Annotated in this window: 12 protein-coding genes; 7 read left to right on the top strand and 5 right to left on the bottom strand. The window is 66.5% G+C overall.

From position 1 onward, the window contains the following. The first annotated feature begins 59 nt into the window (after positions 1 to 59). Complete coding sequence (locus ACX3O0_RS13975; RefSeq protein WP_459108111.1) at positions 60 to 1,085, top strand: ketopantoate reductase family protein; 1,026 nt, start codon at positions 60 to 62, stop codon at positions 1,083 to 1,085. Positions 1,086 to 1,173: 88 nt separating this feature from the next. Here the strand turns inward: ACX3O0_RS13975 and ACX3O0_RS13970 are convergent, their stop codons facing one another. Both ACX3O0_RS13970 and ACX3O0_RS13965 read right to left on the bottom strand, forming a co-directional pair. After that, a complete protein-coding gene (locus ACX3O0_RS13970) occupies positions 1,174 to 2,619 on the bottom strand; it encodes an amidohydrolase family protein (RefSeq protein ID WP_459092945.1) in 1,446 nt (481 codons plus the stop codon). Between the two features lie 179 nt (positions 2,620 to 2,798). Then, positions 2,799 to 3,665, bottom strand: coding sequence for a LysR substrate-binding domain-containing protein (locus ACX3O0_RS13965; protein WP_459092943.1), 867 nt, complete (start codon positions 3,663 to 3,665; stop codon positions 2,799 to 2,801). An 80-nt stretch (positions 3,666 to 3,745) separates the two neighbouring features. On the opposite strand from ACX3O0_RS13965, the gene ACX3O0_RS13960 reads away from it, so the two are divergent. The 5 genes from ACX3O0_RS13960 (at position 3,746) to ACX3O0_RS13940 (ending at position 8,631) form a co-directional block, all read left to right on the top strand. After that, a complete protein-coding gene (locus ACX3O0_RS13960) occupies positions 3,746 to 5,080 on the top strand; it encodes an MFS transporter (protein ID WP_459092941.1) in 1,335 nt (444 codons plus the stop codon). Positions 5,081 to 5,159: 79 nt separating this feature from the next. Beyond that, positions 5,160 to 6,056 carry an ABC transporter ATP-binding protein gene (locus tag ACX3O0_RS13955; RefSeq protein ID WP_459092939.1) on the top strand — a complete coding sequence of 299 codons (897 nt, stop codon included), beginning with the start codon at positions 5,160 to 5,162 and terminating at the stop codon, positions 6,054 to 6,056. Then, positions 6,053 to 6,895 (top strand): ABC transporter permease, encoded by an 843-nt coding sequence (locus ACX3O0_RS13950; protein WP_459092937.1) that lies wholly within the window; start codon positions 6,053 to 6,055, stop codon positions 6,893 to 6,895. The genes ACX3O0_RS13955 and ACX3O0_RS13950 overlap by 4 nt, the downstream gene beginning before the upstream one ends. Further along, positions 6,896 to 8,017, top strand: coding sequence for a sensor histidine kinase (locus ACX3O0_RS13945; protein ID WP_459092935.1), 1,122 nt, complete (start codon positions 6,896 to 6,898; stop codon positions 8,015 to 8,017). After that, on the top strand, positions 8,014 to 8,631 hold the full coding sequence (locus ACX3O0_RS13940) for a response regulator (protein ID WP_459108110.1): 618 nt from the start codon (positions 8,014 to 8,016) through the stop codon (positions 8,629 to 8,631). Before ACX3O0_RS13945 ends, ACX3O0_RS13940 begins: the two co-directional genes overlap by 4 nt. 163 nt (positions 8,632 to 8,794) lie before the next feature. Here the strand turns inward: ACX3O0_RS13940 and ACX3O0_RS13935 are convergent, their stop codons facing one another. Genes ACX3O0_RS13935 through ACX3O0_RS13925 form a run of 3 tightly spaced genes read right to left on the bottom strand, consistent with a single transcriptional unit; the run spans position 8,795 to position 10,760 of the window. Further along, positions 8,795 to 9,859: a UDP-N-acetylmuramate dehydrogenase gene (locus tag ACX3O0_RS13935; RefSeq protein ID WP_459108488.1), complete on the bottom strand. Its 1,065-nt coding sequence runs from the start codon at positions 9,857 to 9,859 to the stop codon at positions 8,795 to 8,797. A 23-nt stretch (positions 9,860 to 9,882) separates the two neighbouring features. Beyond that, positions 9,883 to 10,269 carry a MaoC/PaaZ C-terminal domain-containing protein gene (locus ACX3O0_RS13930; RefSeq protein WP_459108487.1) on the bottom strand — a complete coding sequence of 129 codons (387 nt, stop codon included), beginning with the start codon at positions 10,267 to 10,269 and terminating at the stop codon, positions 9,883 to 9,885. Positions 10,270 to 10,310: 41 nt separating this feature from the next. Further along, positions 10,311 to 10,760, bottom strand: a complete 450-nt coding sequence (locus tag ACX3O0_RS13925; RefSeq protein ID WP_459092929.1) for an FAS1-like dehydratase domain-containing protein — start codon at positions 10,758 to 10,760, stop codon at positions 10,311 to 10,313. A 678-nt stretch (positions 10,761 to 11,438) separates the two neighbouring features. Between ACX3O0_RS13925 and tdh the strand changes: the two genes are divergently transcribed. Then, a complete protein-coding gene (gene tdh / locus ACX3O0_RS13920; RefSeq protein WP_459108109.1) occupies positions 11,439 to 12,464 on the top strand; it encodes an L-threonine 3-dehydrogenase in 1,026 nt (341 codons plus the stop codon). The last annotated feature ends 10 nt before the right edge of the window (positions 12,465 to 12,474 follow it).

Genomic DNA, 12,474 nt, shown 5'->3' with positions numbered 1-12,474 from the left:
CAGCATCCGCTTTTGTACATCTCTGCTGTAATCTCTTCGCCTCGCACAAAGGAGTCGCCATGGTGGACCCACGGATCGCAGTGCTCGGCGCCGGCGCCAACGGCGCGTCCATCGGCGCAGACCTCACCGCGGCGGGCGCCGATGTCGTGCTGATCGAGCAATGGCCCGCCCACGTCGAGCGGATGCGCGCAGACGGCCTGCACATCATCTCACCCGAGGGAACGCTGACCGTGAACCCACGCACGATGCACCTCTGTGAGGTGGCCACCCTGCGCGAGCGGTTCGACGTGGTGCTCATGCTGATGAAGGCCTACGACTCGCGGTGGGCGGCCCAGCTCATCGCGCCGCACCTGGCTGAGGACGGTCTGATCGCGGGCGTGCAGAACGGAATGACCACCGGCATCATCGCCGAAGTGGTCGGTGCCCATCGGACCATGGGGACCGTCATCGAGGTGTCGTCCACCATGAGCGAGCCGGCACTCGTGCACCGGCACACCGGGGTCGCCAAGTCGTGGTTCGCCGTCGGCGCCCTGGAGAACGGCCCCCGCGGACGCGAGAACGAGGTCGCATCCTTGCTGCGCCATTCCGGCACGGTGGAAGTGGTCGACACCATCGAGGCGACCAAGTGGATGAAGCTGGTGAGCAATTGCACCCTGCTCGTGCCCTCGGCCGTCCTCGGCCTTCCCATGCTGGATGCGCTTCACACGCCCGGTATGCGCGAGGTCATGCTGCAGGCCGGGCAGGAGGCTCTCGCGGTCGGCCTGGCCAGCGGGCATCCGGTGCTGCCGATCTTCGGCCTCACGCCAGAGGAGGTCATCGACACCGACCGGGTCGTTGAGATCATGCTCGACAAGCTGTTTGCCGGGTTCGTGGTTCCGGGTGCCACCACCACGGTGCTTCAGGATTGGGACAAGTCGCGCAAGAGCGAAGCGGACGACCTGAACGGCCATGTCGTGGCCGCTGGTGCCCGGATGGGGGTTCCCACTCCGATGAATGCCGCCGTGCTCGAACTCGCACGCCGGATTGAACGCGGTGACCTCGCTCCCCACCCGGACAACATCGCACTGATGACCACTGGGGCCTGAGCATCCGTCGAGGTGAGAGAAGCTGCCCCACCATGCCGGCCGGCGGATGGGGCCACTACTCTCAGCTCAAAGTCACCTGATTCTTCGCTCAGTGCACCGGAGGCGTCGCGGTGTCGCGACGGTACTGGTAGGGATTGGTGAGGATCTCGACTTCAGGAATCTCCGGGTTCATGCCGGTCTTCCAGGTCTCATCGCCGAGGTTGGACCGCAGGTACTCCACGGTGTTCTCCAGCTTGCTGCGCACGCCCGGGAGGTCACCGGCGACCAGCTTGCCGTTGTACTTCACCAGTTCTCCGCCCACCAGCACGGTGTGAACGTCACCGCGACTGGCCTGGTAGACCACGTGGCCGTAGGGGTTGATGATCGGCGTCATGGTCGGCGAGTCGTCGTTCTTGATCAGCACGACGTCTCCGAGCTTGCCTGCCTCGAGGCTGCCGATCTGGTCGAACTTGCCCAGCGCCTTGGCCCCACCGCGGGTCGCCCAGTCGACGACCTCTTCCACCCGCAGTGTCGCGTGGGTGACGGTGTCGCCCTTCTCGTGGGCCTTCATGTGCTCGAACGAGCGGTCCGCACCAATGGTCGCGCGCATGGCCGCGAACATGTCGGCGCTCTGCCAGACGCTGGTGTCCATGGACAGCGACGCCTGGATGCCGTGCTTGCGAACGGCGTGGGCCGGCGGGTAGCCCTGGCCGCAGGTCTGCTCGCTCTCCGTCGCCAGGGAAACCGAGCCACCGGTGGCTGCGATCATCTGGTAGGACTCATCGCTGAGCGTGGCCGCGTGGACGTAGACATAGCCCGGCTGCATCGCCTTGTTCTCGTACATCAGGCGGATGCCATTGTCGTTGGTCGCTCCCCACACTCCAGCGTGGGTGGTCACGCTGATGCCGAGCTCGCGCGCGAACTCGAAGGCGGGAGCCTCCGGGAAGCTCGGGTCGCCGGGAACGTCGAAGGCGAGCTGGGCGCCGAACAGGGCTGAGTCGTCCCTGGCCCGCTCGATCACCTTGCGAACGGCCGGGTCCTGCGACCACTCCCATGGGGCGCCGGCCAGGTTGCCGTATGCCAGCACGAAGCGGCCAGGGGATGTCGCGAGCGCCTCGTAGGCGGCCTCGCCGTGGTCGGGGGTTCGCAGGCCGTGGGACCAGTCGACGCTGGTGGTTACCCCCGATTCGACGGCGTCGAGCGCGGAGATCGCGTTGCCGGCCGCCACATCCTCTGGACGGAATTTCATTCCGTGCTCGAGGTAGTACCAGACGAAGTACTGGGTCAGCGTCCAGTCGGCGCCGTAGGCGCGCATGGCCGACTGCCACATGTGCCGGTGCGTGTCGACCATGCCCGGCATGAGGATGCCGTTCTTCGCGTCGATCTCGAAGGTTCCTTCTGGAGCGTTGATCGACACACCGACTTCGGCGATCTTTCCGTCGATGACCAGGACGTCGCCCTTCGGGAGGACGGTGTGGGCATCATCCATCGTCAGGACGATTCCGTTGCGGAACACGATTGGTTGCCCCACCTGAGGGGCCAGAGTGGTCGTCATTTGCGCTCATCTTCCTTCATCAGCCTCCGGCGCGCTCCATCGCGCACCGTCGCCGGCCAGGGAAGCGAGCACCCGTAGCGAGTCGTGACTTTCCAGACCAGTCAGCTTGATTGTGATTTAAGCATTACTGCACACAGATGTCCAGTGCTGCTTTTGTTTCATCCGAGCAATCAAGTGGCCTAAGCGTCGAGCGGTGTCAGCTTCTTCACCGGCCGGCCCATGATGGCGGATGCGAGTGCCTCCACCGGTTCACGAGCAGCGGTTGGGTTGTCCACGAGCGCGAAATCGACATCGCCGAGCGGCGGGAGCCCGAACGCCGACGGAATCTGCACCAGGTCTGACGGGATCAGCGACTGAGGGAACACGGCGACGCCGATCCCGGCACGGACCGCGGCGAGCACCCCGTTCACCTCCCTCACATTGCAGGTGATCCGCCAGGTGTGTCCGACCTCCTCGAGCGCCCGGATCGCGACGGTGCGACTGAGGCTCGGCGCCTGGTACACGATGAGCGGCAGTGGGGCATCCGGATCCAGTTGCACGCTCTTGTGGCTCACCCAGACCATGCGGTCGCGGCGCACCAGCCGCCCGAGCTGGTCGCCGGACTCCTGCTTGATGAACACCAGGTCGAGCTGACCGGCGGCCAGGCGTCGCAGTAGCGCGCCGCTCTGGTTCACGGTGAGCTCGAGGTTGATCTGAGGATACAGTTGGCGGAAATCGCGCAGCACCTGAGGCAACTGGGTGAGGGCCAGGTCGTCGGCCGAACCGAACCGGAGCCGGCCGCGCATGGCGGATCCGGTGAAGTAGCTGGCGGCGTCGTCATGGGCGGCGAGGATCGTGCGGGCGAAGCCGAGCAGCGCGTCGCCGTTGTCGGTCAGCCGAACGTCGCGGGTGTCTCGCGTGACCAGGTGCCGTGCGGCGACCGTCTCCAACTTGCGGATGTGCTGACTGACGGTGGGCTGGCTCAAACCGAGCTGCTGGGCGGCTCGCGTGAAGCTCAACGTCTCGGCGACCGTGACGAATGTCTTGAGCAGCACCGGGTCGAACATCCGCCTCCATAGGCAACCGTAATGGAACTTATAGGCTCGATAATAGCAATCAATGACCGCCGGCACCCTAGCCTGAATCAGTGGCTACCGAATTTTTCCTCGACGACGCCGCGACAGCGCCCATCCCGGTGCACATGCAGAAGCCCCGATGGCGCGACACCTTCAGTTCGCTCCGGGTGCACAACTACCGTCTCTACGTCATCTCCCAATTCATCTCGAACACTTCCGCCTGGGCGATGCGCATCGCCATCGACTGGCTGGTCTTCGAACTCACCGACAGCATCACCGCCGTCGGCATCACCGTTGCCCTGCAGTTCGGTCCCATGCTCCTGCTCGGCCCGCTCGGCGGCGTCATCACCGACCGGTACCCGAAACGCAGGCTGCTGGTCGGAACGCAGTCGGTCACCGCCGTGCTCTGTGCGGCGCTCGCCGTGCTCACCCTGACCGGCGTCGTGCAGGTGTGGCACGTCTACCTGACCGCGTTGCTGCTCGGATGCGTCGCCGTCGTCGAGTCACCGGCACGAGCCGTCTTCGTCAACGAGATGGTCGGACATGAGCGGCTCGGCAACGCCATCAGCATCAACGCCGCGATCTTCCACCTCGGCGGGCTGCTCGGCCCCGCGGTGAGCGGCGTTCTCATCGCGCTGATCGGTGCCGGCTGGGCAATCGGCGCCAACGCGGTCGCGGCCAGCATCGTGATGGTGACGCTTCTGAGCATGCGGGCAGCCGAGTTGCTCCCATCGCTGGTCGCCCAGCGCTCCAAAGGGCAGATCCGTGAAGGCCTGCGCTACGTGCGCTCCAAGCCGACCATCTTCTGGCCCATCGTCATGCTCGCGTTCGTCGCCACCTTCGGCATGAACCTTCCGGTGCTGCTGGTGTCATTCGCCGACCACGTGTTCGACACCGGCGCCGCGGGTTATGGTCTCTACAGTTCGGCCGCAGCATTCGGTGCCCTGGCCGGGGCGCTGGTCTCGACCAGGCGCAGCCGGTACCGGCTTCGCTCCATCATGCTGGCTGCCGGAATCTTCGGGTTGGCGCTCATCGCATCCGGCCTCTCACCTGTGGCGTTCGTCTTCATGGCCTGCCTCGCCGCCGTCGGCTTCTGCCGCCTGCAATTCGCGATGACGGCGGAGTCCATCGTGCAGATGTCGTCGAACCGCATCATCCGCGGCCGGGTGATGGCCGTTTACGCGATGGTGGTGCTCGGCGGCCAGGCGATCGGCGGGCCGATGATGGGCTGGATCGCCGAGGAGTGGGGAGTGCGCACCGCGATGAGCATCTCCGGTGCCGTGCCTGCGATCGCGGCAATCGTCATCGCGGTGCTGCTGGCCCGCAGCGGACGGCTTTCACTGCGCTTCCGGATGCGCTGGTGGGCTCTCCCGGTCACCATCGAGTCGAGCCGGCAAGCCATCTAAGGCATCCACCGATCGGGGGATGCCGGATTCAGCCGGTACACGGCTACCGGTGACGGCGCCCGAACGGGAACCTTGGTACATGACGTCAACTGACCCCGCCGTGAGCGTTCGCGACCTGCGCAAGAATTACGGCCACTTCACCGCCCTCGATTCAGTGAGCTTCGAGATCCACTACGGCGAGACCTTCGCGCTGCTCGGCCCGAATGGCGCAGGCAAGTCGACCACCATCGAGATTCTTGAGGGTTACCGCAACCGCACCTCCGGTGACGCTCGGGTCTTGGGCCACGACCCGCAGAAGAACAGCCTCGACTGGAAGGCTCGGCTCGGGATCGTGCTGCAGAGCACCGGCGAGTCCGCCCATGTGACAGTGCGCGAACAACTTTCCCACTTCGCCGGCCTCTACCCGAACCCCCGCGGTGTCGATGAGGTGATTGCCGCCGTCGGCCTGGAGGACAAGCAGAAGACACTCATCCGCAAGCTCTCCGGCGGGCAGCGCCGCCGAGTCGACGTCGCGCTCGGGATCATCGGACGGCCGGAGCTGCTGTTCCTGGACGAGCCGACCACCGGGTTCGACCCGGAAGCGCGCCACCAGTTCTGGGACCTCATCCGGCAGTTGAAGGCAGAGGGCACCACCATCCTGCTGACAACCCACTACCTCGATGAGGCGGCGCAGCTCGGCGACCGCGCCGGGATCATCGCCGGCGGACGGCTGGTCGAGGTGGGCCGCATCGACGAAATCGGCGGGGCGGATGCGCGAGTGCCGATCGTGCACTGGGTCGAGGGCGGCGAGCGCCGGTCACAGCGCACACCAGAGCCGGGTGCGTTGGTGGCCACGCTGATTCGCGACGGAGAGCCGGAAGGCCTGGAAGTCATCCGCCCCAGCCTGGAAGACGTGTACCTGCAGCTCGTCTCCCAACATTCGACGACCGCCGATATTGCACCACACCACACCGCAGAACAGGAAGTGACAGCATGAGCACCGCATCCGTCGGTCTCGACAACCCGGTAACGCGAACCCTGCGCCTCGGCTTCTCCCGAATCGGCTACGAGGTGCGTGCGTACTTCCGCCAGGGCGACGCCGTCTTCTTCACCTTCCTGTTCCCGGTGATGATGCTGGCCATCTTCTCGGTCGCGTTCAGCGAGACCAGCTTCGGAACGGATGCGGACGGCAACACCGTGAGCGCCGCCGCCTTCTACCTGCCCGCCATGCTCGCCGCCGGAGTACTGCTCAGCGGGCTGCAGAACATGTCGCTGGATATCGCGGTCGAGAAGAGTGACGGAACCCTGAAGCGGCTGGCCGGCACACCGCTGCCGGTGGTCAGCTACTTCGTCGGCAAGATCGGCCAGGTCTTCGTGACCGGCGTTCTGCAGGCCGCCCTCATCATCGGGGTTGCCGCCCTCGCCTTCGGTGTAGCCCTTCCCCCCTCCCCTGAGCGCTGGTTCACCTTCGCCTGGGTGTTCGTGCTGGGGGTGGCGACATCCGCTGTGCTCGGAATCGCGCTCAGCGGCTTGCCCCGCAGCGGTAAGAGCGCGAGTGCCGTGATCATGCCGATCACGCTCGTGCTGCAGTTCATTTCCGGCGTCTACCTGCCGTTCACCCAGCTGCCGGAGTGGTTGCAGAACGTGGCCAGCGTGTTCCCTCTGAAGTGGATGGCCCAGGGCATGCGCGGAGCCTTCCTGCCTGACACGTTCGAGGCAGTGGAACAGGGCGGCAGCTGGGACCTCGCCGGGGTGGCCTTGTTCACTGCGGTCTGGCTCATCGTCGGGCTGGTCGTCTGCCGCTACACCTTCCGCTGGATCCGCAAAGATAGCTAGATGACGTTCAACCGTTGGTGGCACGCGGCCGCGCTGTTTCTCTCAGTGGTACTGGCCGGCGTGCTACTGATGTCAGAGCTGGCGCCGTGGCGGCTGGCGCTCGGGCTCGGGGCGCTTGCTGCCTTCCTTCTCGCGTGGGCAGTGCTGACCCCGGCGGCCGAGGACGGCAACCGCCCAGCAGTCGCCCTGACCGTGATCGCGATCATCACGGCAGGTGTCGGCACCGCCGCACAACCCAGCTTCGCTACCATCCAGTGCCTCGCGTTCCCGCTGGTCTGGGTGTTGGCGGCCGACGTGCGCCGGGCGCTGGTGGCCAACGTGTCGCTGGCGCTGTCGGTCGGTGTCGGCTTTCTCTTCAGCCGCGGCACCGGGCCGACCGACCTGGTCGAAACCGCCCTGACCGTCCTGGTTTCGCTGCTGATCAGCCTCGCCCTGGGGTTCTGGATCACCAGCATCGTCGACCACAGTCTGGAACGGCAGGCCCTCGTCGATGAGCTTCGGGCGGCCCAGGAGCAGCTTGCTGCCGTCAGTCGCGACGCCGGCGCGACCTCCGAGCGGGAGCGGTTGGCCCGCGAGATCCACGACACCATCGCGCAAGACCTCACCGGAATGGTCATGCTCGCCCAGCGTGCCCGCCAGGAGACGGATGCCACGGCGCGGGCGACCCAGCTGACCCAACTTGAGGAGACGGCCAGGGAGGCGTTGACCGAAACCCGCGCTCTGGTTGCCGACGGCGCACCGGCCTCGCTCGACGCCGGACTCGTCGCGGCGCTCGAACGGCTCACCGCGCGGTTCGCCCAGGAAACCGGCATCGCAGTCAGCCTGACCACCGGCGACGACGGTCTCGACCGAGCGATGGAGGTCGTGGTGCTGCGCTGCACGCAGGAGTCGCTGTCGAACGTGCGCAAGCATTCCGGTGCTACCACTGCCACCGTGACCCTTGACGGCGGGACCTTGACCATCAGCGACAACGGCCACGGCTTCGACCCCGATGCACCCCCAACCGGCTACGGGCTCAGCGGGATGCGCGACCGGCTCGCCCTGGTCGGTGGCAGTCTCGCCGTGATGAGCGGAGCATCCGGAACCACGCTGACGATCGGCCTGGCGCGGGTGACCGCATGATCCGGGTACTGGTCGCCGACGACCACCCGATCGTGCGCGGCGGCATCGTCGCGTTGCTGGAGGCGGCAGCGGATGTCGTGGTCGTCGGGCAGGCCAGCACCGGTGTCGAGGCGGTCGCCCTCGCCCTCGAACTCTCGCCCGACGTCGTGCTGATGGACCTGCGGATGCCCGGCCTCGACGGCGACCAGGCGACGGCACAGATTCTCGGGGAGCGACCGCAGGTCAAGGTCATCATCCTCACCACCTATGAGAGCGACGACAGCATCCTCAGCGCGATCGAGGCCGGGGCCAGCGGCTACCTGCTGAAGGCGGCGCCCGAGGAGGAGATCCTGGCGGGCATCCGCTCGGTGGCGCGTGGTGAGGTGGCCCTGGCGCCGTCCATTGCCGCCCTCCTGGTCAAACGGGTCGCGGCACCGCCGACGCCGACGCTGACCCCGCGCGAGACCGAGGTGCTGACGCTGGTCGCGCGGGGGCTTAGCAACCCGGGCATCGCAACCCGGTTGTTCGTCGGTGAGGCGACCGTGAAAACCCACCTGCTGCACGTGTTCGAGAAGCTCGGCGTCAACGACCGCACCCGGGCGGTCACCCGGGCGATGGAGCTGGGCCTGCTCTGACGGGCGCCACCGTGACGCGCGCTGATCGACGGAACGCGCACGGATCGGAGGTACGCGCTCCCCGGCGCGCATGGATCGGAGCAACGCGCGCGCATATGCGGCAGCTCCGCACGGATCCATGCGCGCGGGGAGTGTGGAGGGGTGCGGGCGGAGTTGCTGCTTCCTACAGCTGCACGCCGACCAGCACGGGCTCCGGCTGCAGCAGTACGCCGAACCGGTTGAACACCATGCTCTGCACATAGCGCGCCAGCTCGGCAACCTGCTCGGCGGTTGCCCCGCCGGTGTTGACCAGCGCCAGGGTGTGCTTGCTCGAGACGGCGGCGCGCGAACCAGGCAGGGAGAACCCGCGACGGATGCCCGACTGCTCGATCAGCCACGCGGCGCTCAACTTCACCTGCCTCTCACCGGCAGCCCGCGGCTGCAAGGAGTGAGCATCGAAGGAGTCCAGCGGGATCACCGCCGGAGCCGGCTCCGCCTCCAGCGGCCAGCGCGGAGCATCCGCCGGCAACTCACTGGCGAAGCGTGCGCCGACGATCGGGTTGGTGAAGAACGAACCGGAGCTGACGGAGTCAGGGTCGTCCGGCGACAGCACCATCCCCTTCGACGCGCGGAGGCGCAACACCGCATCGCGCACCTGCGCGGTCGGCACGCGGTCACCCAGCTGCACACCGAGGGCGGATGCGAGCTGCGAGTAGGCGATCGGCTCGCTGAGTTCGCCCTGCGCGAGGTCGAGTTCGACGGCGAGCACCAACCCGTGACGGCCCTGCTTGATTGCCGAGGTGCGGTAGCCGAGCTTCAGTTCCTGCGCAGGAACCCGCGACACCTCCCCGGTCAGGTAGTCGAGGAAGTCGATCGCGACCAAGCTGTCGGAGAGTTCCTGCCCGTAGGCGCCGATGTTCTGGATCGGTGCAGCGCCAACCGACCCCGGGATGCCGGAGAGTGCCTCCAGCCCGACCAGGCCGCGTTCGATGGTGGTGGCCACGAAGGCATCCCAGGGCTCACCGGCCTGGGTGCGGAGACGCGTCTTCGTTGCCGGCGCTTCTTCGATCCCCTTCGTCACAACCCGGATGACCGTGCCGTCAAACCCGTCGTCCGCGACGACCAGGTTGGATCCGCCGCCGAGAATCAGCCACGGCTCGCCGCTCCCCCACGCCTCGAGCGTCGCATCGACCAGCTGGCCGGCATCCGCGGGCTCGACAAGCCGCAGCGCAGGACCGCCGACGCGCATGGTGGTCAGCCCGGACAGTGCCGTCACAGGGTGACTCTCACCTGCGCCTTGCCCAGCACGGTCTTCTCATCGAAGGTCACCGTGAGGTCGATGCGCGCGACGCCGTCCTCGACGGCGCCGACCGTGGCGACCACGTCGATGACTGCGCCATCCGCTGCATCCACCGGAACCGGCCGGGTGAAGCGCACCTGGTAGTCGATGATGCGGCCGGGGTCTCCCGCCCAGTCGACGACCGGCTGCACGGCGACGCCCATGGTCAGCATGCCGTGGGCCAGAATTCCAGGCAGCCCGACGGACTGCGCGACCTCATCGCGGTAGTGGATCGGGTTGAAGTCACCGGATGCCCCGGCATACTTCACCAGGTTGTCGCGGGTGAACAGGTAGCTGGTGGCGGCGATCGTGTCTCCGATGTGCGCACCTTCGGCGAGTTCGGAGGGAGCGGGGGGCGTGTTCACGAGTCTTCCCCCCTCACGACGAGGGTGGAGACCGCGGTCACGACGTGGGCTCCGGATGCGTCGGTAATGTTCGACTCGGCCGTCACCATCGAGTTGCCACCGAGCGTTTTCACGTTGGTCACGGTGAGGGTCGCAGTCAACTCGTCGCCGGCCACCACCGGGCGGGTGTAGGTGAAGCGCTGGTCGCCGTGAACGACGCGCGAGAAGTCGATGCCGGCATCCGGTTCGTTCAGGAGCTGGGCGAGCGTCGCCTCCTGCACCACGACCGGGAAGGTCGGCGGGGCGACCACGTCGGAGTAGCCGGCCGCCTGCGCGGCCTCGACGTCGTGGTTGATCGGGCTGGTGGCGAAGACGGCCCGCGAGAACTCGCGCACCTTCTCGCGTCCGACCAGGTAGGGGGCGGTAGGAGGGAAGACGCGTCCCTGCAGTTCGGCGTTCACAGTCACGGGTCAATCCTATGGGCGCGCGTCTCGCGCTCCCCAAAGCCTGCCACGAGCACACTGCTGCGCGCCGTGTCGATAGTGCCCGTTCCGGCGGATTGTGCCTGTTGCGCGGGGCACTATCCGCCGGAAAGGTAACTATTGCGAGAGGCCCGTTCGCTCGGGGCGCCCGCGGAACGCAAGAACCCCGGGGACCGATGTGGTCTCCGGGGTTCGAGGGCGAACCTTGTGTGCGTTTACTGCCTTACTGGCAGCTGTCGCACTGCAGAAGGTCCATCGGGTCGACGGGAACTGCGTAACCGCCAACAGAGTCGTTGTCGTTGTCCATGTTGACCTCCTCAAGTCTCAATAAATCCGGTGTGCGGCGCCATTTGGTTACTCCGGCGCTGCGTGGTTACCCACTATATAACGCGAATCACACGATTGTCATTCCCCATATGTAGTGTTTTCGGCGTGTCGCGCGGATTTTCTTCAAGCGTAGACGGAACCACTGACATTCCGGGACTCGATCCGCCCGCGCGGCCAACAATGACGCCCTTTCTCGTCGATGACGCCGCACCGAACAGGCGCATCGAAGAGAAAGGGCGTCATCGTCGCCGCCCGAACCGCTCGCCGCAGGCTCGCCGGAATAGTGGTTCGATAGTGTTCGGGCGCCCGACGAGGGGCGCCGAGAGGAAATCAACGATGAAAGCTCTCTACAAATCGGCTGCGGGGCCGGGTCTCACCATGACCGAGCTCCCGGAGCCGACGCCCGGGCCAGGTGACGTGAAGATCCGCGTCCTCCGTACCGGGATCTGCGGCACCGACCTGCACATCGAAAGCTGGGACGACTGGGCGGCCGGTGCGGTCAACGCGCCCCTGATCCCGGGTCACGAGTTCTCCGGGCACGTGGTCGAGATCGGCGAGAACGTGACTTCGGTCGCGGTTGGCGCGTTCGTCTCCGGCGAGGGCCACATCGTCTGCGGGCACTGCCGCAATTGCCGGGCCGGGCGCCGGCACCTGTGCAAGTTCACCTCCAGCGTCGGAGTGAACCGCGATGGGGCGTTCGCCGAGTACGTCGTCATTCCGCAGGGCAATGTGTGGCAGCATCCGGACACCATCGACCCCGACCTGGCCGCCATCTTCGACCCGCTGGGCAACGCCGTGCACACCACCCTCTCGTTCCCGATGGTGGGCGAGGATGTGCTCATCACCGGGGCCGGGCCGATCGGCCTGATGGCCGCGAAAGTGGCCAGGCACATCGGCGCACGCTTCGTCGTCATCACCGACGTCAATGAGGAGCGGCTGTCCCTCGCTAGGCGCATGGGCGTGGATATCGCCGTCAACGTCGCGAACGAGCGCGTCGCATCCGCCCAGCGCACCCTCGGCATGACGGAAGGATTCGACATCGGCCTGGAGATGAGCGGGCATGCGACCGCCCTCCCGGAGATGCTCGAGAACATGACCCACGGTGGCCGCATCGCCATGCTCGGCCTGCCGAGCGCGCCCATCTCGATCGACTGGGCGAAGGTGGTCAGCCACATGATCACCATCAAGGGCATCTACGGCCGCGAGATGTTCGAGACCTGGTACGCCATGAATGCGATGGTCCAGACCGGGCTAGACGTGGCGGATGTCATCACCGACCGGCTCCCGGCCGATCGCTGGGAAGAAGCGTTCGCTATCGCCCGCGGAGGCAACGGCGGCAAAGTCGTCATCGACTGGTCATAAGGAGAAGCAC

This window comes from Homoserinimonas sp. A447 (assembly GCF_054489325.1).
The sequence above is the reverse complement of the archived record's forward strand: the minus strand, read 5'-3'. Positions and strand labels throughout refer to the sequence as shown.